Source organism: Streptomyces capillispiralis (genome assembly GCF_007829875.1).
Lineage (GTDB): Bacteria > Actinomycetota > Actinomycetes > Streptomycetales > Streptomycetaceae > Streptomyces > Streptomyces capillispiralis.
The window spans coordinates 1,753,543-1,776,138 of sequence record NZ_VIWV01000001.1 but is presented as its reverse complement, the minus strand read 5'-3'; the positions used below and the strand labels follow the sequence as shown (position 1 = coordinate 1,776,138).

Sequence of the window (22,596 nt, the reverse complement as noted above, 5' to 3'; positions counted from 1 at the left end):
CGGCCGGGAGCCGCCGCACAGGGGACGGCGGCTCCCGGCCGTACCCTTCCCGAGAGGCAGTCATGACCACCGGTACCCACGAGCCCGCCGCCCCGGCCCCGCACCGGACCCCCGCCGCCGAGGAGACGGTCGACGCCGGCGCCTACCAGGTGCTGCGCGACCGCCTCTCCGCCCAGGCCGCCGAACTCGCCCGCCGCGCCCAGGCGTTGAACGGGCTGCGGGCGCAGCAGTTCGGCGCCCCCGCGCTGCGCCTGACCGGCACCGAGCGGCTGCGCACCGGCCGCACCGCCGTACCCCGCGACATCGTCGCCGTGGGCGGCGTGCTCCTCTTCGGCTACGAGACCCGGCCCCGCCCCGACGGCGACACCGCGGTCGGTGACGTCCTCGCCGCGCACGACCGCGACCTGAACCGGCTGCCCGACGACGCCGTGCCCGGACTGCTCGACGACCCCGCCTTCCTGCGGGAGTTCGCCGCCCTGCACCGCTACTACCGCCAGGCACGCCTGCTGCGGCTGCGCCGCGTCGAGGGCAGACTGCTGGCCGTCTTCCAGACCGGCGAGAAGGCCGGCGACATCCGCGTCCTGCGCTGGTCGGTGACCGAGGACGGCCGCACCGCCTTCCTGGACGCGCGCGGCGACCGCGACCACGCGATCACCCCGCCCGACGACATCCACTGGACGGCCACCACCCGCGAGGACCACGTCCTCGGCCGTCACCCGCACGTCTCCGTCCGGGGCGAGGTCTTCGTCGACACCCTCGGCGGCACCCTCACCGTCAAGGCCGACGACGACACCGGCACCCCCGACGGCATCCACACCGAACCGGTCGACGAACCTTTGCAGTCCCTCGCCGACGCCGAGATCGCGCACGCCCGCGTCGGCCCCCTGATCCTGCTGCGGATCCTCCCCTACAAGGAGACCGCCCACCGCCACCTCGTCTTCAACACCCTCACCCGGACCGTCGTCCGCCTCGACGCCGTCGGCCAGGGCGCCCGCCGGCTCCCCGAGGACCAGGGCATCGTGTTCCCCGGCGGCTACTGCCTGGCCAACGGCAGCCACAAGACGTACGAACTCGACACCACCGGCATGGAGTTCGCCCGCGAGGTGCGCTCACCGCACGGCGAGGACGTGCTGTACGCCTTCCACGCTCCCGGGCGCGGACGCGGACTGCTGCTGTCGTACAACCAGATCCGTGAGGCGGCCGCCGCCCCGATGGCCTGCCACGGCTGGGCCCTCTTCGACGACGGGCTGCTCGCCCTGCTGCGCCCCGACGGCGACGACCCCGCCCGCGTCCACCCGCTCCAGCTCTGGGACTCGCCCTACGCCTCCGACGCCCACGCCGCCGCCGTCCCGGCCGGCGAGGGCCGCCTCGCCCGGATCGGCAACGCCGACCTGGTGCGCGGCATCTCCGACTGCCTGTCCCTGGCCCGCTCCGCCGCCGAGACCACCCCCACGGCCGAGAGGTACCGGACCCTGACGGCCGCCTGCGTCCGCGCCCTGGACACCCACCACTGGCTGGGGGAGGACGAACTCGGCGACCTGCGCACCCCCTTGACGCGGATGCGGGACACCGCCGAGCAGGTGCTGGCCGAGTTCGAGACCGTACGCGACCTCACCGGCCGGGCCGCCCGCGCGCTCGACGAGACCGCGGACCGGATCGCGTCGGTGGTGCGCCGACTGCGCGGCGAGCAGCCCCGTGAGGCCGCCGCCTGGGTCACCGGACTGACCGAACTGCGCCAGGCCCAGGGCCATCTGCTGACCCTGAGGGACCTGCGGTACGCCGACCGCGCCCGCATCGACGCGCTGGCCGCCGAGACCGACTCCGACCTCGCCTCCTTCGGGCAGCGCGCCGTCGCCTTCCTGGCCCGCGAGGACGCCTTCGCCGCCCACCACGCGGACGTCGAACGGCTCGTCGCCGAGGCCGGGGCGATCACCACCACCGCCGGGGCCGGCCCGGTCGCCGCCCGGCTGGACGAACTCGCCGACGGCCTGCGCACGGTGACCGAGGTGGTCGGCGGGCTCGACATCGCCGACGCCACCGTCCGCACCACCGTCCTGGAGCGCGTCGCCGAGGCCCTGGGCGGCGTCAACCGGGCCCGCGCCGTCCTCGACACCCGCCGCCGCGGCCTCCTCGACCGGGAGGCGCGCGCCGGGTTCGCCGCCGAACTCGCCCTGCTCGGCCAGACCGTCACCGGCGCCCTCGCGGCGGCCGACGACCCCGAGGCCTGCGACGACCACCTCAGCCGCGTCCTGGCCCAGCTGGAGGCCCTGGAGTCCCGGTTCGCCGAGTCCGACGAGGTGCTCGACCGGCTCGCCGGCCAACGCACGGAGATTTACGAGGCGTTCGCCACCCGCAAGCAGTCCCTCACCGACGCCCGCGCCCGCCGCGCCGGGCAGCTCGCCTCCGCCGCCGACCGCGTCCTGGAGACGATCGCCCGGCGCTCCGCCGCACTCGCCGACGCCGACGCGGTGAGCACCTACTTCGCCTCCGACCCGCTGGTCGCCAAGGTCCGCCGCACCGCCGAGGAACTGCGCGAGCTGGGCGACCGGGTACGCGCCGAGGAACTCGACGGGCGGCTGCGCTCCGCCCGGCAGGAGGCCGACCGCGCCCTGCGCGACCGGGACGACCTCTACGCGGACGACGGACGCGCCCTGCGCCTGGGCGCCCACCGGTTCGCCGTCACCACCCAGCCCTTCGACCTCACCGTCGTCCCGCACGGCGACGGCCTCGCGCTCGCCCTCACCGGCACCGACTACCGCGCCCCCGTCACCGACCCCGCCCTCCTCGCCGACCGCCCCCTGTGGCACCGGCACCTGCCGTCCGAGTTGCCCGGGGTCTACCGCGCCGAACACCTCGCCGCCCGCCTGCTGCACGAGCCCGGCCCCGACGCCCTGGCCGCCGCCGACGACCTCGCGGCGCTCGTCCGCCGGGCCGCCGAGGAGGCGTACGACGAGGGGTACGAGCGAGGCGTCCACGACCACGACGCCACCGTCATCCTCACCGCCGTACTGCCCCTGTACGACGGCGCGGGACCGCTGCGCCACGCGGCGGCCGCCCGCGCCCACGCCCTGCTGTACTGGGCGCACGGCACCACGGCGGAGGAGCGCGCGGACCTCACCCGCCGGGCCCGCTCCCTGGCCCGGGTCCGTGACGCCTTCGGCCCGCCGCCCGCGCTGGACGCCCTCCGCACGGAGATCGCCCGGGCCGTGCGCGCCTGGGACGAGGGCGCCACCGCCCGCCCGGAGGCCTGTGCCGCGTACCTCTTCGACGAACTGACCACCGGCCCCGAGGGGTTCGTGATCAGCACCCGGGTCCGCACCCTGCTCGACAAGTTCCGCCGCACCGTCGCCACCGACGCCTACGACGACGACCTGCCCGCCCTCGGCGACCTCACCACCCGCCGCCAGCTGGTCGAGGCGTGGCTGACCGCGTACACCGCCGCCACCGGCGACCCGGCGGACGCCGGTGACCTCGCCGAGGCCGTCGCCGCCGAACTCTGCCCGCGGGTGCCCCGCCACGCGTCGGACGCACCCCTGACCGCCACGGCGGAGGGGCTGCTCGGCAGTCACCCCCGGATCACCAGCCGCCGCCTCACCCTCCGCCTGGACGAGTTCCTGGACCGCACCGAGGAGTTCAGGGAGCGCGACGTCCCCGCCTTCCGCGCCCACCAGCGCCGCCGCACCGCCCTGCTGACCGCCGAGCGCACCCGGCTGCGCCTGGACGACCACCGGCCGCGCGTGATGGCGTCGTTCGTCCGCAACCGGCTGGTCGACGAGGTCTACCTGCCCCTGGTCGGGGACGGCCTCGCCAAACAGCTCGGCACCACGGGGGAGTCCGGCAGCACCGCCGCCGGCGGCCTGCTGCTGCTGATCTCCCCGCCCGGCTACGGCAAGACGACCCTCATGGAGTACGTGGCCCACCGGCTCGGCCTGGTCCTGGTGCGGATCAGCGGCCCGGCGCTCGGGCGGGCGGTCACCTCGCTCGACCCCGCCGAGGCGCCGAACGCCACCGCACGCCAGGAGATCGAGAAGATCAACTTCGCGTTGGCCGCCGGCAGCAACACCCTCCTGTACCTCGACGACATCCAGCACACCTCGCCCGAACTGCTGCAGAAGTTCATCCCGCTGTGCGACGCCACCCGCCGCGTGGAGGGCGTGTGGCGGGGCGAGCCGCGCACCTACGACCTGCGCGGCAAGCGGTTCGCCGTCTGCATGGCCGGCAACCCCTACACCGAGTCCGGCGAGGTCTTCCGGGTGCCCGACATGCTGGCCAACCGCGCCGACGTGTGGAACCTCGGCGACGTCCTCACCGGCAAGGAGGACGTCTTCGCGCTCAGCTTCGTGGAGAACGCCCTCACCGCCAACCCGGTGCTCGCCCCGCTCGCCGGCCGCCACCGCGACGACCTGGACCTGCTGGTCCGCCTCGCCGAGAACGACCCCACCGCCCGCGCCGACCGCCTCACCCACCCCTACGCCCCCACCGAACTGGACCGCGTCCTGGCGGTGTTGCGCCACCTGCTCACCGCCCGCCGCACGGTCCTCGCCGTCAACGCGGCCTACATCGCCTCCGCCGCCCGGTCCGAGAACACCCGCACCGAACCGCCGTTCCGGCTCCAGGGCTCCTACCGCACCATGAACAGGATCGCCCAGCGGATCCAGCCCGTCATGAACGACGACGAGCTGGCGGCCGTCGTCGACGACCACTACACGGCCGAGGCCCAGACCCTCACCAGCGGTGCCGAGGCGAACCTGCTGAAGCTCGCGGAACTGCGCGGCACGCTCACCGCCGCGCAGGCCGCCCGCTGGGACGAGGTGAAGGCCGCCCACGTCCGCACGCTCACCCCGGGCGGCCCCGACGAGGACGCCCTGACCCGCGCGGTGGCCGCCCTGGCCCTCCTCGGTGACCGCATCGCCGCCGTCGAGTCCGCCATCACCCGGGCGGCGGACCCGCGTCGGCCGATGGCGGACCCCGCCGACCCGACGGGCCGTCGGATCGAGGGGGCGGGTCCCTGAAACCCCCTGAATTCGACCCGCACCGGGCCCACCGGTCGCGGGAGAGGGAGATGTCCTCTGCCCTGCGAGGCGGCGTCCGGGACCGCGCGCGACGCGTGAGCGGGTACGCCGGCGCCTCACGCGGCTATGCGACGTCCGTCTCCGGAGTGGCGGTCGCGGCGTAGTCGGTGGGTGTCCGGCCGTAGCGCTTGCGGAAGGCGCGGGCGAAGTGGCCGCTGTCGGCGAACTGCCAGCGGGCGGCTATGTCCGAAATGGTCATGCGTCGGTGCGGTGTGATGAGCGCGCGGCGCGCCTCATCGAGGCGGCGATCCCGGATGTAGGCGCTCAGCGACTGCCCTTCACGGGCGAAGGCCCGTTGAAGGGTGCGCGTGGAGACGTTCAGTTTCCGCGCGAGAGCCGCGGGGGAGAGGGCGGGGTCGGTGAGCCGCCCGTCGGCCAGGTCCCGAGCGGCCTGGGCCAGCGCCGGCGACAGCAGGGGCTCCACGTCGTCGAGGCCACCCCCGACGGCGGCCCGAGCCAATTCGGCCAGGGTGTCGCGGGCGGCGTCGACCCCGGCCGGCCCGAGACCGCCCAGCATCCGGCTCACCATGGTGGCGTGCGCGGTCAGCAGCCGCACTTCGGCGGTGTCGGCCGGGCCGGTTGCCGGCATGCCCCGTCCGCGCCGAATCTCGGCGGCGGGCAGCACGAGCACCTGGGCGGTGGTGCGTGGCGCCGCGGAGAAGTGGGAAAGCTTCCCCGTCTGCACCAGCAAGCGGCCGGCCGGTGCCGTGTGCTCGATTCCTCCCGGTTCTCCGAACCGCCAGGTGCCCCGGTGGACGATCCACAGACGTACGTGATCGTCGGTCCCGACCCGCAGGCCCGCCGTCCTGAGGGCGGCCGCGTTCTCGAAGCGGTTGAACATCAGGTCCCGCACCCGGAACCCACGGGACCGCGCGGCGAAGCCGGCGACGGTCGTCCGGCTGAAGGACGGCAGCGCGAAGGTGTCGCCCATCCGGGTCCGCCACTCGCGTGCGAAGTCGCCGAAGGCGTTCGCACCGCTCAGGCTCACCGAGAAAGTGCCGTTCATCGTTGTCGCGAAACTTCCGTTCAGGTTGTCGCGCCGGTCCTAGCCCCCGCGCCCAAGCCCTTCCTACGGTTCCGATGTGAACCGGAACAATGGTAACGAGGTGGCGAATTGAGCACGATCGCGATTGTCGGCGCGGGCCCGCAGCTGGGCCGGGCGATCGGCCGGCGGTTCGCCGCCGAGGGGTTCGACGTGGCGCTGATCGCCCGCAACCGCACGACGCTCCGGGCGGTGGCCGACGATCTGTCCGATACGGGCGCCCGGGTCGAGGTGTTTCCCGCCGACGTCACCGATCGTCCCGCTCTGCACGCGGCGCTGACCGCCGCCGAGGAGCGGCTGGGGCCGATCGACGTACTCGAGTACTCGCCCGCGCCGACCCCGGCCGACCTGCGCCGGGCGCCGCTCGTCGAGGCCACGAAGGTCACCGTCGACTCGGTTCTGGCCCAGCTGGACCTCTACCTGCTCGGCGGTGTCGCGGCGGTGCAGCACGTCCTGCCCGGCATGCTGGAGCGCGGCACGGGGACGGTCCTGGTCACCAGTGGCGCGGGTTCGGGGCCGATCATCGCCCCCCACGTGGCGAACGTTCAGATCGCCACCGGCGGCATGCGCAACTGGATCCTCAATCTGCATGCCGCGCTCTCCGGTACCGGCGTCTACGCCGCGCACGTGGCGATCGCCGCCTTCATCGGCCAAGGCGGCCACGACTCCCAACCTCAGACGATCGCCGACGCCTACTGGCGGCTGCACACCGAACGCACCGAAGCCGAGCTGGTCGTCCAGGACCTGCCGGACGACTACCTGGAACAGGGCCTGGCGGACAAGTTCGTCGAGTCCTGAGCCCGCCGTTCAACGCCCGGCCGGGTCCGCTCGACGAGGCCGCCAGGCATCCGGGCACGGCCACCCCCACCACGTCCAGCCGCGTCGCGGGCACCGGCGGCGCAGCGGCGAAGACGCGTCCTGCCCGCCGACGGCCGAGGGGTGCGTCCGGCCCCTCGTCGGACGCACCCCTGCCGGGCCGCACTCCCCTGCGTGAGCGACGCCCCCGACCGGGGCACTTCCTCGGCCGCGGCCTTCCACTCGGGTGTCCGCCGCTCCGCACGGAAGCGGACCTGCGGGAAGCGGACTTGCAGGTCGCGGAGTCCTCGCCAGGGGATGCCCACGTTCCGGGCACGCGCGCGGGAACGGGCGCGCCGAGGGCGGTCCGGACACGGCCGGCACCGGCTCACCGGCGTGCTCATTCGCCCGCCAGCGCGGCCACCAGCTCCTCCGCCGTGCGGGGACCCGCCCCGGTGTCCGTCAACAGCCCGTACGCACGCAGCAGTCGGGCCGCCGCGACGCCCCACGGCAGCCGCAACCCCGCAGCCGCGAGCAGGTCCGTGCGGGCCAGCGTCTCGGTCGCCGGCCCGGTGTGCACGCCCGACGGGGTGAGCAGGGCCGCGTCGTCGGCCCAGCGCAGGGCCAGGTCCACGTCGTGCGTCGCCATGACAACCGTCGTGCCGTCCGCCCGCAGCCCGTCGAGGGTGGTGAGCAGGCGTTCCTGGCCGTCGGGGTCCAGGCCCGCCGTCGGCTCGTCCAGGATCAGCACGCGGGGCCGCATGGCGACCGCGCCCGCGATCGCCGTCCGCTTGCGCTGCCCGTAGGACAGCAGATGCGTGGGACGGTCGGCGAGGGCGGTGATGTCCAGGGCGGCGAGCGACTCCGCCACCCGGGCGCGTACCTCCGCGTCGGGCAGGCCGAGGTTCAGCGGTCCGAACGACACGTCCTGGCCGACCGACGCGGCGAACAACTGGTCGTCGGGGTCCTGCACCACCAGTTGTACGGTGGTGCGCAGCGCCGTCAGCCCTCTGCGGTCGTAGCGCACCGCCCGCCCCTCGACGGTCAACTCGCCTCCGCTCGGCCGCAGTCCACCGCTCAGCAGCCGCATCAGCGTCGTCTTCCCGCTGCCGTTGCGCCCGAGCAGGGCCAGCGCACGCCCCTCGCGCACCTCGAAGTCCAGGCCGCTGAGCACGGCAGGGCCGTCCTCGTACGCGAAGGACGCGCCCCGCAGGGCCACCAGGACGGACTCGCTCACGACAACGGCCTTTCCAGTACGAGGGTCAGGGCGGCCAGCGCCGCCAGCAGCGCCACGCTCAGCGCCGCGAACCGGACGGAGACACGGGCCTCGGGCACCAGCACGCGCAGGGTGCCGTCGTAGCCGCGCCCGGCGAGCCCGTTCTGCAACCGTGCCGCCCGGTCGAAGGACCGGACGAACGCGGTCGCGCCGAGCCCGCCGAGGGACCGCCAGGCCGCCGCCCGGGTGGTGTGCCCGAGCCGGGCCGCCTGCGCCTGCCGGATCCGGCGCACCGAGTCGAGCAGTAGGAAACTCATCCGGTACGTCACCAGCGCCACGTCGACGAGCGGCGCGGGCACCCCGGCGCGGACCAGGCGGGGCAGCAGGTCGGACATGGGGGTGGTGAACGCGAACAGCAGGACGCCGAGGGAGGCCGCCGACGTGCGCAGCAGCAGCTCCCCGGCGCGCGGCGGCCCGTCCGCGGCCCAGGACACGAACCCGTCCGGCCCGCCCACCCGCACCAGCAGCGGGAGCGCCCCGGTCAGGCAGAAGCCCAGCGGCACCCGGTAGGCGCGCCACAGCCGCCGGCCCGGCACGCCCGCCGGGCCGAGCAGCACCGCGAGCGCGGTGACCAGCACCAGGGCCGCGCCCGGCCAGGGCGGCAGCGAGATCGCGAGCAGGGTGAGCCCGAGTCCCAGCACGGCCTTGTCCACGGGATGACGGTGGCGCCAGCGGCTGCTGTGGGCCGCCGCGTCGATCGGCAGCACGGGGGGCTCAGTCCCCCCGCCGGGACGCGGCCCCGCCGCCCACGCCCCCGCCGGCCCCGGCCCCGGCCTCACCGGCCCCGGCCCCGGCCTCACCGGCCCCGGCGTCGGGCCCCGGTCCTTCCTCCCTCCGCGCGCGTGCCCGCGCCTCGCCCTGCCGCCGTCCGCGCCGCACCCCGAAGTAGTACGCGAGGACGCCCGCGCCGATCGCCGCCTGGAGGGCGAACAGCGCCGACTCGATCTCCCCGGACGGCGGTTCGTACAGGGGCGAGAACCACGGCTCGTAGTCCGGGTCGATCTCGGTGATCGCCGTCTCCGCCTCGGCGTCCGCGCCCGCGAACGGCTCCTCCTTGTGGTCGCCCAGTCCGAGCGCGAGCGGCAGCACCGCGAGCGCGGCCACGAGCACCAGCAGCAGGGTGTTGATCCTGGCGTTGCGGCTCATCGGGTCACCGCCCCCGTCGAGTCGGCCGTCGTCCGTCCGGCCGCCGAGGTCACCAGCACCCCGAGCCGGGTCAGCTCCCCCTTGCTCGACTGCACCAGCATGCGCATCACCAGCACGGTCAGCAGGCCCTCGCTCACCGCGAGCGGGATCTGGGTGACGGCGAAGATGGAGCCGAACTTGCCGAGCGCGCCCAGGAATCCACTGCCCGGGTCGGGGAAGGCGAGCGCCAGCTGCACACTGGTCACGCAGTAGGTCGCCAGGTCGGCGACGAACGCGCCGGAGAACACCGCCGGCATCAGCGGCACGCCGTACCGGCGCAGCAGCCGGTAGACGCCGTACCCGGCCCAGGGACCGGCGACCGCCATCGAGAAGACGTTGGCGCCCAGCGTGGTCAGCCCGCCGTGGGCGAGCAGCAGCGCCTGGAACAGCAGGGTGATGGTGCCCAGCACCGCCATGGCCGGCGGCCGGAACAGGATCGCGCCGAGCCCCGTGCCGGTGGGGTGGGAGCAACTGCCGGTGACGGACGGCAGCTTCAGCGCGGACAGCACGAACGTGAACGCTCCCGACGCGCCCAGCAGCAGGGTGCTCTCGGGCCGTTCCCTGATGTCACGGACGAGTGACCGGGCTCCGTGGACGACGAACGGCGCCGACGCGGCGCCCCAGGCGACCGCGTGCGCCGGCGGCAGAAAACCCTCGGCTATGTGCATGGCTCAGCAGACCCTCTCCAGCACCTCGTGGATGGTTGACGCGCCTTGGCCGGTCTCCTGGCTGACGGGTACCACCGCCCGTGCTCCGCCTTCCCGGGTCCCGAAGGACCCAGTGGCCGTCCGTGAGGACTGGAGCCGGACTTCCCGATCACAGTGGCGAGGGCCGCACCGGTATCGCACCGATTTCCCGTCACCAAGGCGTGGCGACAGTAGTGCCGGTTCCGGTCCGGTGACAAGCGGCCACGGGGGCGCGCGGACAGCGCCCGACGGCTCGCACCCCGGCGCACACCTGCGCACTTGACACGGGCGGCGCCGTCCGTCGAGGCCGTGGACTGAGGGGCCGCCGTCCTGGGTAGAGCCTTGCTGCACTTAATATGCAACAACGATTTTCAGGCATCAGGGATGTGAGGACCGATGACGACCCGACGAATACGGGGTGCCGCCGCGGCGATGGCCATGGCCGGCGCCGTCGCCGCCTGCTCGGCGCCGGGCGGCGGCGGCGAGGACGGCGGCGCGTCCGCCGCATCCGTCGTGATCGGGGTCCCGTCCGAACCGGACACCCTCAGCCCCCTGCTCGGCTACGGCAAGGACGGCAACTCCAAGATCTTCGACGGCCTCCTCGCCCGCGACGCCGCCATGGAACTGAAGCCCGCGCTGGCGAAGGCGCTCCCCGAGGTCACCGACGGCGGCCGCACCTACACGTACACCCTGCGCGAGGGCGTGAGGTTCAGCGACGGCGAACCGCTCACCGCCGACGACGTGGTCTTCACCTACCGCACCGTGCTGGACGACCGGACGAACAACACCGCCCGGAGCGAACTGGACGTCATCGACGAGGTCCGGGCGGAGGGCGACGGCAAGGTCGTCTTCACCCTCGACCACCCCTACGCGGCCTTCGCCGCCCGCACGGTCCTGCCCATCGTCCCCGAGCACGTCGCCGGCGGACAGGACCCCAACACCGGCTCCTTCAACACGAAGCCGGTCGGCACCGGACCGTACGTCCTCACCGGCTGGAGCAAGGGCGAAAAGCTCACCTTCAAGGCCAATCCGGACTACTGGGGCGGCGCGCCGAAGGTGAAAAAGCTCACCATGGCGATCATCGCCGACGACGACGTCCGCGCCACCCGGCTGCGCTCCGGCGACCTCGACGGAGCGACCCTCCCGCCCAACCTCGCCGCCACCTTCAAGGGCGACGACGACAAGAAGACCTACCGGGCGACCTCCTACGACTTCCGCGCCGTCACCCTGCCCACCGGCGACCCGGTCACCGGCGACACCGCGATCCGCCGCGCCCTCGACCTCGCAGTGGACCGCGAGGCCATGGTCGACAAGATCCTCGACGGCGCCGGCCGCCCCGCCTACGGACCGCTGCCCGTCGACGACCCCTGGTTCGCCGACGGCATCGAACGCCCCCGGGACCTCGCCGAGGCCGGCAGGATCCTCGACGCGGCGGGCTGGAAGCCCGGCAAGGACGGCGTCCGCGCCAAGGCCAACCGCCCCGCCCGGTTCACCCTCTACTACCCCTCCGGCGACAAGGTCCGCCAGGACCACGCCCTCGCCTACGCCTCCGACGCCAAGGAGGCCGGCATCGACGTCCGCGTGGAGAGCGCCACCTGGGAGGTCATCGAACCCCGGATGAAGCACGACGCCGTGCTCGCCGGCTTCGGCAGCACCGGCGACCCCGACTTCGGCCTCTACACCCTGCTGCACTCCTCCCTCGCCGGCGACGGCTTCAACAACATGGCCCGCTACGACAACCCGGCCGTCGACCGGGCCCTCGACACCGGCCGCCGCGCCCAGGACGCCAAGGCCCGCGAGGCCGCCTACGACACGCTCCAGCGCGAACTGGTGAAGAACCCCGGCTACACCGTCCTCACCCACATCGACCACCTCTACGTCCTCGCCGACCGCTGGGAGGGCCTGACCACCCAGACCGAACCGCACGAGCACGGCTTCGCCAGCGGCCCCTGGTGGAACGCCGAGGACTGGCAGCCCCGCGCATGACACCCCTGCCCTGGGCGGCGATGGCACGACTGACGGCACGGCGGGCCCTGTTCGCCGTGCCCGTCCTCCTCGTCGTCACCTTCGGCGTGTTCGCCGTGGCCGCCGCCTCCCCCTTCGACCCCGTCAAGGCCTACGCCGGCACCGCCGCGCTCGGCGCCGACCAGGAGACCCTGGACCGGCTGCGCGACAACCTCGGCGTGGACCGGCCGTTCGCCGTCCGCTGGTGGGACTGGCTCACCTCCGCGCTCGGCGGCGACTTCGGCCGGTCCACCGTCATGCGCCAGCCGGTCGCCGAGGTCATCGGCGAACGCCTGGTGTGGTCCACGCTGCTGTGCGCCGTCGCGTTCGCCGCGGCGGTCCTGCTCGGCACCCTGCTCGGCGTGCTCGCCGCCCGCCGCCCCGGCTCGCTCCTCGACCGCACGGTCACCTCCCTCGCGTACTCCCTGGAGGCGGCCCCGGTCTTCTGGATCGCCCTGCTCGCCATCTGGCTGTTCGCCCTGAACCTGGACGTCCTGCCGGCCGGCGGCCTCACCGACACCGGCAGCGACCACGTCACCGCCGGCCAGGTGGTGAGCCACCTCGTCCTGCCCGCCGGCGTCCTCGCCGTCTCCCAACTGCCCTGGTTCATCCTGTACGTCCGCCAGGGCGTCGGCGACGCCCTCGCCGAGGACCCGGTGCGCGGGGCCAGGGCCCGCGGCCTGGCCGAACGCACCGTCCTGCTCGGCCACGCCCTGCGCAGCGGACTGCTGCCCGTCCTCACCCTGATCGGCTCCCGCGTCCCCGAACTCATCACCGGCGCCCTGCTGGTGGAGACCGTGTTCAGCTGGCCGGGCATCGCCGCGGCCACCGTGGAGGCGGCCACCGCCGTCGACTTCCCGCTGCTGGCCGCGCTGACCACCCTCGCCACCGCCGCCGTCCTCGCCGGAAACCTGCTCGCCGACCTGCTCTACGGACTGATCGACCCGAGGGTGAAGCTGAATGAGATGTGACTCCCATGGCTGACACCACCGCCGACACCAAGCACACCGCCTGGCGCTCGCACGGCACCGCCCGCCGCTCCACGCACACCCTCCGGCTGCGCGTCTCCGCCACCCTCGTCGCCGTGACGGTCCTCGCGGTCCTGCTCGTACCGCCCCTGGTCCAACTCGACCAGCAGAGCGTGGACCTGGCCGCCAAACTCCTGCCGCCCAGCTGGGACCACCCCTTCGGCACCGACGACGTAGGCCGCGACCTGCTGCTGCGCTGCGTCTACGGCCTGCGGGTCTCCCTGCTGGTCGGCGTGGTCGCCGCGCTCACCGCCACCGTGATCGGCACCGCCGTCGGCGCCACCGCCGGGGCGCTCGGCGGCTGGGCCGACCGCGCGGTCATGCGCCTCGTCGACACCCTCTCCTCCGTCCCGCACCTGCTGCTCGGCGTCTTCATCGTGGCCATGTTCCGCCCCGGCGTCTGGCCGGTGGTGATCTCCGTGGCGCTCACCCACTGGCTGTCCACCGCCCGCATCGTCCGCGCCGAGGTCCTCTCGCTGCGCTCCCGCCCCCACCTCGACGCGGCCGTCTCAGGCGGCGCCTCCCGGTGGCGGGTGACCGTACGGCACCTGCTGCCCGCCGTACTGCCGCAGGCCGGGCTCGCCGCCGTCCTCATGGTGCCGCACGCCATGTGGCACGAGTCGGCGCTGTCCTTCCTCGGCCTGGGCCTGCCCGCCCACACCGCCAGCCTCGGCACCCTCATCCAGGGCGCCCGCGGCTCCCTGCTCGCCGGACAGTGGTGGCCCACCCTCTTCCCCGGCCTCTTCCTGATCGTCCCCACCCTCGCCGTCGCCGGACTCGCCGGTGTCTGGCGGGAGCGGATCAGCCCCCGCCGCCGATCGGAGCTCATGCTGTGACCGAGCGACCCCCCGTCCTGTCGGTGCGCGGCCTGTCGGTGCGCTTCCTGCTGCCCGGCGGGCGCCGGATCGCCGCCGTCACCGACGCCCGCTTCGACGTGCGCCCCGGCGAGTGCCTCGCCCTGATCGGCGAGAGCGGCTGCGGCAAGTCCGTCCTCGCCTCCGCCCTGCTCGGCCTGCTCCCCGCCAACGCCCAGACCGCGGGCAGCGCCCGGCTCGACGACCTCGACCTGCTCACCGCCGGCGAACGCACCCTCGCCCGCACCGTGCGGGGCCGCAGGATCGGCCTCGTCCCGCAGAGCCCCGCCGCCCACCTCACCCCCGTCCGCACCATCCGCTCCCAACTGGAGGAGACGGTCGCCGAACTGAGGGGCGTACGGGGCCGTGCGGCCCTGCGCGAGGCCGCCGAACGGGCCGCCGCCCGTGCCGCGTTCCCGCCGGACCACCTCGACCGCTACCCGCACGAACTCTCCGGCGGCCTCGCCCAGCGCGCCGCCACCGCCCTCGCCCTGGTCGGCGGGGCACCCCTGCTGCTCGCCGACGAACCCACCACGGGACTCGACCGCGACCTGGTGGACCGCACCGTCGACGAACTGCGCCGCCACGTCGACACCGACGGCGACCGGGCGCTGCTGATGATCACCCACGACCTGGCGGCGGCCGCCCGCGTCGCCGACCGCGTGGCCGTCATGTACGCCGGCCGGATCGTCGAACTCGCCGACGCCGACGCCTTCTTCGGCGCCCCGGGCCCCCGCCACCCCTATAGCCGGGGCCTGCTGGAGGCCCTCCCCGACCGGGCCTTCACCCCCATTCCGGGACTGCCCCCCGCACTCGGCGACCTCCCCGACGGCTGCGCCTTCGCCCCCCGCTGCGAACGGGCCACCGGGGCGTGCACGGCGCTTCCGCCCTTCACCGGGTCGGTCGCCTGCCACCACCCGGTCCCGGCCGCCACCCCGGAGGACATCCGTGCTTGAACTGCGCGCCATCACCGCCGGCTACGACCGGCGCGCCCCCGCCGTCCGCGACGCCTCCCTCACCGTCGCCCCCGGCGAGGCCGTCGGCCTGCTCGGCCCCAGCGGCTGCGGCAAGTCCACCCTGGCCAGGGTCGCCGCCCTCCTGCACCGCCCCGACTCCGGAACCCTCCTCGTCGACGGCGCCCCGGTCCGCCGCTGGCGCCACCGCGCCCCGCGCGCACAGCGCACCGCCTTCGGCGTCGTGTTCCAGCAGCCCCGCCTCTCCGCCGACCCCCGGCTGCGCCTCACCGACCTGATCGCCGAACCCCTGCGCGCGACCGGCCGGCGCGAGGCCGTCCCGGGGCGCGTGACCGAACTCGCCGACGCCGTCGGCCTGACCCCCGACCTGCTCACCCGCCGCCCCCACGAGGTCAGCGACGGCCAGCTCCAGCGCGCCTGCCTCGCCCGCGCGCTGGTGCTGCGCCCCCGCTGGCTGATCTGCGACGAGATGACCGCCATGCTGGACGCCTCCACCACGGCCGCGCTGGTCGCGGTCGTCGAGGACTACCGCGCGGCGACGGGCGCGGGACTGCTGGCCGTGGGCCACGACCAGACCCTGCTCGACCGCTGGTGCGACCGCACGGTCCACTGGGACACGGTCACCGCAGCGTGATGTCGCGCCCCTGAATGACGGTGGAGTTGTCCCCGGCCGTCGCCGTCATCGTCACCGTGCCGGGGGCGGCCGGACCGCCCGGCCGCGGCAGCAGCGGAGCCAGCTCCTGGTCCAGCACGCGCCGCAGCTCCCGCGCCAGCTCAGGATGGTCGCGGACCAGCCGCTGGAGCTTGCGCTGCCAGTCCTGGGCGAGCCCGGTCTCGGCGTCGGCGTCGTCGGCCTCGCGCGCCGTCAGCACCTCCTCGCGCACCTCGGCCAGCTCCGCCTCGATGGCCGGGACCCGCTCGGGGTGCACTCGCCGCCACAACTCGACCGCCGAGGTGCGCGCCTGCTGCCACGCATCGGTCGCCATCGCGCCCACCAGGGCGGTTCCGGCGGCCAGTACCAGTGGATCCACGTTCGCCTCCGTGTGTCGGTGCGGGTGATGCCGCGGGTGTCACGTCGTGTCGGGAAGGGTCCCGTCGGAGGCCGCCTCCTCGGACAGCTCCCAGACGACGGCGTCCAACTTCACGGCGGGTGAGAACCCTTCCGCGAACCCCGTCACCACCAGCCGGGCGATGCGCCCCTCGTCGGTGCGCACGCACAGCACGGCGCCCCGCCGGGCCGGCGCCGCGATCGATCCGGCGGTGGCCGCCGCCTCGGCGCACTCCGCGTGACCCGGTGTCCTCCCGGCCACTTCCCACTGCGCCACCGCGACCCCGCCCCCCGCCATCACCTGCGTGCTGCCGAGGTTGCCGATGGTGATGTCGCTCGTGCCCAGGAACGAGCTGTCGCCGGCCGGCGGATCGGCGTCCAGCTCCTTGCCGTACAGGTCGAGCACCAGGGTGCCCCGCCACTGCTCGGAAGGCTCGGCGGCCGCCCCGCCGGGAGGGGACCGGGTGCCCGCGTCGTCCTGGCCCTCCGCCCGGGGAACGCCGCTCGCCGTGCCGTCCGACGCGAGAGAGGACCGGGGACCGGAGCCGGCCTCCGCGTCGTCGACGAAGTGGACGTACAGGAACACCGCGCCGACGGCGGCGACGAGCAGCCCCAGGAAGGCCGCCCATCCTCCCGCGCGGATGGTGGTGTTGACGGTGTGGAAGGTCCGGCCGTCGATGTCGCGGCCCTGGACGACGAAGCCGTTGTCACCCGTCTCGACACGCTGGTCCACCCTGGGCGCGCGGGGGTCCCGCCGGGCACCGGGTTCCTCACCGGACAACGCCTCACCCCCCCCGAAATCGCCGCATGTGCGCCTTGTATACCGCGCGCGCCCCGAAGTGTAGAAGAGGTGAAGAGGTGTTGATCGGGCTTTGCGTCAACTGGCGCCCCGGGCACCGGTGTTGCGAAGGGTCCGGGACGGTCCGGTGCGGTCAGCCGCCGCCCTGTGCGCGCGGCCGGACCAGGCCGCTCTGATAGGCGATCACGACGAGCTGGGCCCGGTCGCGGGCGTGGAGCTTGGTCATGGCGCGCTGGATGTGGCTGCGCACGGTCAGCGGACTGAGCACCAGGTGGTCGGCGATCTCCGCGTTGGACCTGCCGTGCGCGGCCAGCGCCATGACCTCGCGTTCGCGTTCGGTGAGGCCGGCCAGGCGTTCGGGCGGGGCGAGCGGGGTGTCGTCGTCGGGGGCGGCCAGGAAGCGGGTGATGAGGGTCCGGGTCGCCGTGGGGGAGAGCAGGGAGTCACCGGCGGCCACGGTCCGGATGCCGGCCAGGAGGACGTCGGGGCCCACGTCCTTGCCGAGGAAGCCGCTCGCTCCGGCCCGCAGCGCCTTGGCGACGTTCTGATCGTTCTCGAAGGTGGTGAGGATCAGGACCCGGGTGCCCGCCAGCTCCGGCCGGGAGCAGATGGCGGCGGTGGCGGCCAGACCGTCGGTGCCGGGCATCCGGATGTCCATGAGGACCACGTCGGGCGTGTGGGCGAGGGCCAGCTCGGTCGCCTCCCGCCCGTCGGCGGCCTCCGCTACGACGGTCAGGCCGGGGTCGGAGTCGATGAGGATGCGGAAGGTGGCGCGCAGCAGGGCCTGGTCGTCGGCGAGCAGGACACGGATGGTCATGGGGCGGTGCTTTCGTCGTGGCCGTGCAGGGGCAGGGTGCAGGCGACCTCGAAGCCGCCCTCGGGCCGGGGCCCCGCGTGGAAGGTGCCGCCCGCGGCCAGGGCGCGCTCGCGCATCCCGAGGAGCCCGAAGCCGTGGCCGGGAGCCGGGCCGGGGCCGGGCCGGGGCGCGGGAGGGGCGGGGGCGTCGTCGGTGACCGTCAGGGTGAGGAAGCGCGGGGTGTAGGCGAGCCGGACCCGCGCCGTGGAGGTGGCCGCGTGCTTGGTGACGTTGGTCAGCGCCTCCTGGACGATCCGGTACGCCGTCAGGTCGAGTCCCGGGGCCAGCGGCCGCGGCCGCCCCTCCTCGGTGACCGTGACCTCCAGCCGGGCCGCCGCGCAGGCGGCCACCAGATCGGGCAGCCGCGCCAGGCCGGGCGCGGGCGCCAGCTCGTCGTCGAGGTCGGTGTCCTGGCGCAACAGGCCGACGGTGGCCTTGAGTTCCCGCAGCGCCGCCGAGGTCGTCCCCGACAGCTGGCCCAGGATCTCGTACGCCCGGTCGGGATCGGTCCGCGCGAGGTGGGCGGCGGTGCCCGCCTGGGCGTTGGCCAGGGCCAGGTGGTGGGCGACGACGTCGTGCAGTTCGCGGGCGATGCGCATCCGTTCCTGGACGACGCGGTGGCGGGCCTCCTCCTCGCGCTCGCGGGCCAGGTGCTCGGTCCTGGCGGCGGCGTACGCCCGGCGCACCCGCACATAGCCGCCGAGGGCCGCGGACAGCGGCACCCATGCCGCCGGATTGACCAGGCCGAGGAGCCACTGGTGGCGCAGCTCGCTGTGGAACAGGCCGGAGACGACCAGGACCGCGGTGACCACCAGCGCGCTGTACCAGGCCGCCCGGCGCTCGGTGCGCAGGCTGACGGAGAACTGCGCGGCCATCAGGGGGCTCATGGTCATGGCCGTCACCAGGTGCCCCAGCGCGGCCACGCCCGTCATGCACAGCGTGGTCACCGCCAGCACGGCGAGGGGGTGGCCGTGGCGCCGGGGCAGCACCGCGCAGGCCAGGACCGCGAGGGCGATGCCGGGCCACAGCGGGGGCGGTCCCGGCATCACCCAAAAGGACAGCAGGACGCCGAAGAGGGCGAGCGCGGACAGCAGTACGAGGACGAGGGCCTCGGTGACCAGGGGACGGCTCGTCACCCGTCGCTGCCAGGGTGTGCTCATCGTGCGTTCTCCGGGTCGGGCGCGGAAGGACATCGTGACAGACGGGGGCCGCGGAACCGGGGGACACGGTTCCGCGGCCCGCCGGGAACAGCAGCGGATCAGTTCCGATCACGTACGGATCACGTACGGAACAGCATCGGATCAGGTACGGGCCGGCTCCCCGGCCGGTTCCCCCGCGTGCCGGTCGCCGTCCGCCGCCCCCGGCACGGGCCGCATGGTGAGCCCGGCACCCTCGATGTCGACGCGGGGCAGGAGCGCGTCGAGCCGGCGGGGCAGCCACCACGCCCTGTCCCCGAGCAGAGCGAGGACGGCCGGCACCAGGGCCATGCGGACGACGAACGCGTCGAACAGCACGGCGACGGCGAGCCCGAAACCGATGGTCTTGATCATGGACTCGCCGGAGCCCACGAACCCGGAGAACACCGCGATCATGATCACCGCGGCGGCGGCGACCACCCGGGCGCTGTGCCGGAAGCCGCTCACGACCGCCTGCGCCGGCCGTTCGCCGTGCACGTACGCCTCCCGCATGCGGGAGACCAGGAAGACCTCGTAGTCCATGGCCAGGCCGAAGACGATGCCCACCAGGAAGACCGGCATCAGGCTCATGACGGGCCCGGTCTGCTCGACGCCCAGCAGCCCGGCGCCCCAGCCCCACTGGAACACCGCCACGACCGCACCGAGCGACGCCAGCACCGACAGCAGGAACCCGAGGGCGGCCTTGACCGGCACCAGCACCGACCGGAAGACCACCATCAGCAGCACGAGCGAGAACAGCACGACGACGGCCAGGTAGGGCACCAGGGCGTCCTGGAGGGCCTGGGCGACGTCGATGTTCATCGCCGTGCTGCCGGTGACCTCGAAGGTCGCGCCCGTCCCGCTCTCCACACCGGGACGCTCCGCCCGGATGGTCCGCACGAGCCGCTCGGTCGTCCCGTCGTTCGGCGCGGTGGCCGGGACCGCCGAGAACAGCGCGGTGTCACCGGCCTCGTTGAACCGCGGCGGGGAGACGGACACGACACCGTCCGTGCCCCGGATCCCCTCGGCGATGGCCGTCGCGGCCGCCCGCGGATCGGCCGCGTCCCGGACGTCGGCGACGATCGTCAGCGGACCGTTGAAGCCCGGGCCGAAGCCGTCGGCGAGCGCGTCGTAGGCGCGGCGCTCCGTCGTCGAGACCGGTTTGGCCTCGGCACCCGGCATGCCCATCTCCAGGTCGGCGGCGGGCAGGGCGAGCACGCCCAGCCCGGCGACACAGGCCAGCAGCACCGCGACGGGGCGGCGCAGCACGAACCGGGCCCAGCGGGTGCCGCCGTTGCCGGCGGCGGAGGTGCGCCGGGCGGCGGCCGCGCCGCGCCCGCGCGCCGTGCGGGACAGGACGGCGTCCGGCCACATCCCGAGCAGGGCGGGCACCAGCGTCAGCGCCACCAGGACGCCGACCACGACCGCGCCCGCCGCGCACAGGCCCATCTTCGTCAGCATCGGTACGCCCACCACCGACAGCCCGGCCAGCGCGATGACGACCGTGAGACCGGCGAAGACCACGGCGGAACCGGCCGTCCCGGCCGCGAGTCCCGCCGCCTCCCGCGGCGCGTGCCCGTTCGCCCGCTCCTCCCGGTAGCGGGACACCACGAACAGGGCGTAGTCGATGCCGACCGCGAGACCGAGCATCGAGGCGAGCGTGCCGGTGGTCATGGACAGGCCGAGGGTGCTGCCGAGGGCGAGGATCGCCCCCATGCTGATCCCGACCCCGATCACGGCGGTGAGCAGCGGCAGCCCGGCCGCCGCGAGCGAGCCGAACGTGATCAGCAGGACGACGGCGGCCAGCCCGATGCCGATGGCCTCGGCCGCGCCTCCGGCGGCCGGCTGCGAGGAGAGCGCGCTGCCGCCCACCTCGACCGTGAGGCCCGTGTCCCGGACCTCGTCGACGGCCCGCTCCAGGGCGTCCCGGTCGGCGTCGGTGAGGTCACCGGCCGCGACCTCGAAGGTGACGGTGGCGTACGCCGTGGAGGCGTCCTCGCTCACCGCGCGCGCCGCGAACGGGTCCACCGTGCCGGCCACCCGGGGTCCCGCGCCGGCCTCCGCGACGAACTCCTCGATGGCGGCGCGGTGCTCGGCGGCCGTCACCTTCTCCCCGCCGGGGGCGATGAACACGACCCGCGCGTCGGCGCCGTCGGCGTCCGGCCCCGGGAACCGCTCGCCGATCAGGTCGAAGGCCTTCTGCGCCTCGATGCCGGGCATGAAGGAGGTGCCGTCGTCACCGGCGGCGGGCGCCTTGGCCGCGCCGGCCCCGGCGGCGCCGAGGATCACCGCCCACAGCAGTACGACGAGCCAGCGGCGCCGGAAGGCGCCACGGCCGATGCGATACAGGAAGGTAGCCACGTGTCTGGGGTCTCCGCATTCGATCTCGGTTGCCTTCCCAGACTCGCGGGCGCTGTCCCGCACGGCGTCGTGCGCCTACCGGCACTTCCCCTGGTGCGCTCGCACCAGACGGGCGCGCCGCCTCCTCCTCAGGGATGACGGCGCGCGGTCGGGTGCGGGATGGCCGGGGGAGCGTCCCCGCCGGCGTCAGACCTGCGGATCCTCCAGGGGAGCCACGTCCACGGGGGCGTCGTCCAGGAACGCCTCGTCCGGGGCGCCGCCGAGGAAGCCCTCCATGAGCTCGTCGATCCGCACCTCGTTCGCACCGGCCGGAGCCGTGACCTTCTCGCCCTTGCCCATGCGCAGCACCAGCGCGAACTTCTTGACCTTCGCGTTCTCCGCGAGCTTGGCCAGGTCCACGGACACCTCGGTCAGGTCACCGTTCTTCAGCGTGAAGTCGGCCGTGACCTTCTCGTTCGGGGCGTCCTTGAAGTCCTTGGCCGTCGGCATCTCGGCTCCGGCGGGCAGTTCGTCCGACAGCGGCCGGAGCTCGTCGAACAGCTCGGTCAGCAGGGTGCGGAAGGGCGCCGTGGCCTCGATGTGCTCGGTGCCGTCGGAACCGCCGGAGGTCTTGAAGTCGACCTCCTGGGCGATGACCTGCCGCAGCGCCTTGGTGATCTTCTTCTGCGTCTTGGCGTCGAGCGTGGGCTCCGCGGCGGGCTCCTCGCCCCCGGGCGCCCCCGCCATGCCGCCGCCGGTCTCCTCCAGCTCCTTCGTCGAGACCTTGAGCCACTCGCCGTCCAGGAACTTCTTGAACGCCTCGGCGCTCTCGGGCAGTTCCTCGGCCGGCGGCAGCGGGGCGCCCATCATCTGCCCGATCGCCTCCGCGTCGGCGCGGACGTAGGTGTAGTCGCCGATCACCCGGTACTCGACCAGATCGCCGTCGGGGCCGCTGAACTTCATCGCCATGGCGCTGAAGTCGTCCTCGCCCGACTTCTCGAGCGGCTTCTTCGACTGTACGGAGAAGGAGATCCGGGCGCTGCTGAGCAGCTCGGCGACCTCGTCGGTCATCTTGTCGTCGGACTCCGCCGAGTCGTCCATCGCCTTCAGCGACGCGGCGTCGGTGTCCAGGTCCAGTTCGAAGGAGAGCGACTTCTCCTTCCCGAGCTGTTCGAAGGCCCGGTCGAGCTTCTGTCCGGCGGACAGGTTCTCCACGGTGCCGCAGGCGGCGGAGCCTGCCAGGACCGCGGTGACGACGGCGGTGGCGGTGAGGGTTTTGCGTATGGCGGAAATGACGGTCTCCTCGTGCATGCGACCAGGGTGGTCGCTGAAGAGACCGACCAAGGGGGCGAAAGGTTGCACGGAGACACGGACGGCGTTTCCCGCATCGCCTCTGATCGGCCGGGGTGCGGTGGGCGGGCGTCGCGGCCGGTTGAGCGGTGACGCCGATCGAGGCGGGGGA

Annotated in this window: 18 protein-coding genes and 1 riboswitch; of the genes, 7 read left to right on the top strand and 11 right to left on the bottom strand. The window is 74.2% G+C overall.

Translation table 11 applies throughout. The annotated features are described in order from the left end of the window. The first annotated feature begins 62 nt into the window (after positions 1-62). Complete coding sequence (locus FHX78_RS07200; RefSeq protein ID WP_145866628.1) at positions 63-5,012, top strand: DNA repair ATPase; 4,950 nt, start codon at positions 63-65, stop codon at positions 5,010-5,012. A 124-nt stretch (positions 5,013-5,136) separates the two neighbouring features. Here FHX78_RS07200 and FHX78_RS07195 read toward each other — a convergent pair whose 3' ends face one another. Continuing rightward, positions 5,137-6,078 (bottom strand): helix-turn-helix domain-containing protein, encoded by a 942-nt coding sequence (locus FHX78_RS07195; RefSeq protein ID WP_145866627.1) that lies wholly within the window; start codon positions 6,076-6,078, stop codon positions 5,137-5,139. Between the two features lie 108 nt (positions 6,079-6,186). Here FHX78_RS07195 and FHX78_RS07190 point away from each other — a divergent pair, with 108 nt between their 5' ends. After that, a complete protein-coding gene (locus FHX78_RS07190; protein WP_145866626.1) occupies positions 6,187-6,912 on the top strand; it encodes an SDR family NAD(P)-dependent oxidoreductase in 726 nt (241 codons plus the stop codon). 397 nt (positions 6,913-7,309) lie between these two features. Here FHX78_RS07190 and FHX78_RS07185 read toward each other — a convergent pair whose 3' ends face one another. From FHX78_RS07185 to FHX78_RS07170, 4 genes are read right to left on the bottom strand one after another with little or no spacing between them, the layout of a single operon-like run. After that, entirely contained in the window at positions 7,310-8,146 is an 837-nt protein-coding gene (locus FHX78_RS07185) for an energy-coupling factor ABC transporter ATP-binding protein (RefSeq protein WP_145866625.1), read from the bottom strand. Then, the gene (cbiQ, locus tag FHX78_RS07180; RefSeq protein ID WP_145866624.1) at positions 8,143-8,892 is read right to left on the bottom strand and encodes a cobalt ECF transporter T component CbiQ; all 750 of its coding nucleotides are present in this window, start codon (positions 8,890-8,892) and stop codon (positions 8,143-8,145) included. Before cbiQ ends, FHX78_RS07185 begins: the two co-directional genes overlap by 4 nt. A gap of 7 nt (positions 8,893-8,899) precedes the next feature. After that, positions 8,900-9,331 carry an energy-coupling factor ABC transporter substrate-binding protein gene (locus FHX78_RS07175; protein ID WP_145866623.1) on the bottom strand — a complete coding sequence of 144 codons (432 nt, stop codon included), beginning with the start codon at positions 9,329-9,331 and terminating at the stop codon, positions 8,900-8,902. Then, positions 9,328-10,038 (bottom strand): energy-coupling factor ABC transporter permease, encoded by a 711-nt coding sequence (locus FHX78_RS07170; protein ID WP_145866622.1) that lies wholly within the window; start codon positions 10,036-10,038, stop codon positions 9,328-9,330. Before FHX78_RS07170 ends, FHX78_RS07175 begins: the two co-directional genes overlap by 4 nt. A gap of 30 nt (positions 10,039-10,068) precedes the next feature. Further along, positions 10,069-10,251: riboswitch (cobalamin riboswitch) on the bottom strand. 201 nt (positions 10,252-10,452) lie between these two features. Between FHX78_RS07170 and FHX78_RS07165 the strand changes: the two genes are divergently transcribed. The 5 genes from FHX78_RS07165 to FHX78_RS07145 are packed head-to-tail and all read left to right on the top strand — an operon-like array spanning position 10,453 to position 15,550. After that, entirely contained in the window at positions 10,453-12,042 is a 1,590-nt protein-coding gene (locus tag FHX78_RS07165; RefSeq protein WP_145866621.1) for an ABC transporter substrate-binding protein, read from the top strand. A 20-nt stretch (positions 12,043-12,062) separates the two neighbouring features. Beyond that, positions 12,063-13,031, top strand: coding sequence for an ABC transporter permease (locus FHX78_RS07160; RefSeq protein WP_145871742.1), 969 nt, complete (start codon positions 12,063-12,065; stop codon positions 13,029-13,031). Positions 13,032-13,036: 5 nt separating this feature from the next. Continuing rightward, positions 13,037-13,924: an ABC transporter permease gene (locus tag FHX78_RS07155; RefSeq protein WP_145866620.1), complete on the top strand. Its 888-nt coding sequence runs from the start codon at positions 13,037-13,039 to the stop codon at positions 13,922-13,924. Next, entirely contained in the window at positions 13,921-14,898 is a 978-nt protein-coding gene (locus tag FHX78_RS07150) for an ABC transporter ATP-binding protein (protein ID WP_145866619.1), read from the top strand. The genes FHX78_RS07155 and FHX78_RS07150 overlap by 4 nt, the downstream gene beginning before the upstream one ends. Further along, entirely contained in the window at positions 14,891-15,550 is a 660-nt protein-coding gene (locus FHX78_RS07145) for an ABC transporter ATP-binding protein (RefSeq protein ID WP_145866618.1), read from the top strand. Before FHX78_RS07150 ends, FHX78_RS07145 begins: the two co-directional genes overlap by 8 nt. Here FHX78_RS07145 and FHX78_RS07140 read toward each other — a convergent pair. The 6 genes from FHX78_RS07140 to FHX78_RS07115 form a co-directional block, all read right to left on the bottom strand. Next, positions 15,537-15,947, bottom strand: a complete 411-nt coding sequence (locus FHX78_RS07140; protein WP_229923958.1) for a transketolase — start codon at positions 15,945-15,947, stop codon at positions 15,537-15,539. The genes FHX78_RS07145 and FHX78_RS07140 overlap by 14 nt on opposite strands. A 39-nt stretch (positions 15,948-15,986) precedes the next feature. Next, a complete protein-coding gene (locus tag FHX78_RS07135; protein WP_145866617.1) occupies positions 15,987-16,745 on the bottom strand; it encodes a hypothetical protein in 759 nt (252 codons plus the stop codon). A 151-nt stretch (positions 16,746-16,896) separates the two neighbouring features. After that, positions 16,897-17,580: a response regulator gene (locus FHX78_RS07130; protein ID WP_145866616.1), complete on the bottom strand. Its 684-nt coding sequence runs from the start codon at positions 17,578-17,580 to the stop codon at positions 16,897-16,899. Next, positions 17,577-18,779, bottom strand: a complete 1,203-nt coding sequence (locus tag FHX78_RS07125) for a sensor histidine kinase (RefSeq protein WP_145866615.1) — start codon at positions 18,777-18,779, stop codon at positions 17,577-17,579. The genes FHX78_RS07130 and FHX78_RS07125 overlap by 4 nt, the downstream gene beginning before the upstream one ends. A 141-nt stretch (positions 18,780-18,920) precedes the next feature. Then, positions 18,921-21,155, bottom strand: a complete 2,235-nt coding sequence (locus FHX78_RS07120) for an MMPL family transporter (RefSeq protein WP_145866614.1) — start codon at positions 21,153-21,155, stop codon at positions 18,921-18,923. A 186-nt stretch (positions 21,156-21,341) separates the two neighbouring features. Next, positions 21,342-22,445, bottom strand: coding sequence for a hypothetical protein (locus FHX78_RS07115; protein WP_145866613.1), 1,104 nt, complete (start codon positions 22,443-22,445; stop codon positions 21,342-21,344). Positions 22,446-22,596: the final 151 nt, after the last annotated feature.

Coding starts and splice junctions, on each gene's coding strand:
- FHX78_RS07200 (WP_145866628.1), top strand. CDS start 63: ATGACCACCGGTACCCACGAGCCCGCCGCCCCGGCCCCGCACCGGACC.
- FHX78_RS07195 (WP_145866627.1), bottom strand. CDS start 6,078: ATGAACGGCACTTTCTCGGTGAGCCTGAGCGGTGCGAACGCCTTCGGC.
- FHX78_RS07175 (WP_145866623.1), bottom strand. CDS start 9,331: ATGAGCCGCAACGCCAGGATCAACACCCTGCTGCTGGTGCTCGTGGCC.
- FHX78_RS07170 (WP_145866622.1), bottom strand. CDS start 10,038: ATGCACATAGCCGAGGGTTTTCTGCCGCCGGCGCACGCGGTCGCCTGG.
- FHX78_RS07165 (WP_145866621.1), top strand. CDS start 10,453: ATGACGACCCGACGAATACGGGGTGCCGCCGCGGCGATGGCCATGGCC.
- FHX78_RS07160 (WP_145871742.1), top strand. CDS start 12,063: ATGGCACGACTGACGGCACGGCGGGCCCTGTTCGCCGTGCCCGTCCTC.
- FHX78_RS07155 (WP_145866620.1), top strand. CDS start 13,037: ATGGCTGACACCACCGCCGACACCAAGCACACCGCCTGGCGCTCGCAC.
- FHX78_RS07130 (WP_145866616.1), bottom strand. CDS start 17,580: ATGACCATCCGTGTCCTGCTCGCCGACGACCAGGCCCTGCTGCGCGCC.
- FHX78_RS07125 (WP_145866615.1), bottom strand. CDS start 18,779: ATGAGCACACCCTGGCAGCGACGGGTGACGAGCCGTCCCCTGGTCACC.
- FHX78_RS07115 (WP_145866613.1), bottom strand. CDS start 22,445: ATGCACGAGGAGACCGTCATTTCCGCCATACGCAAAACCCTCACCGCC.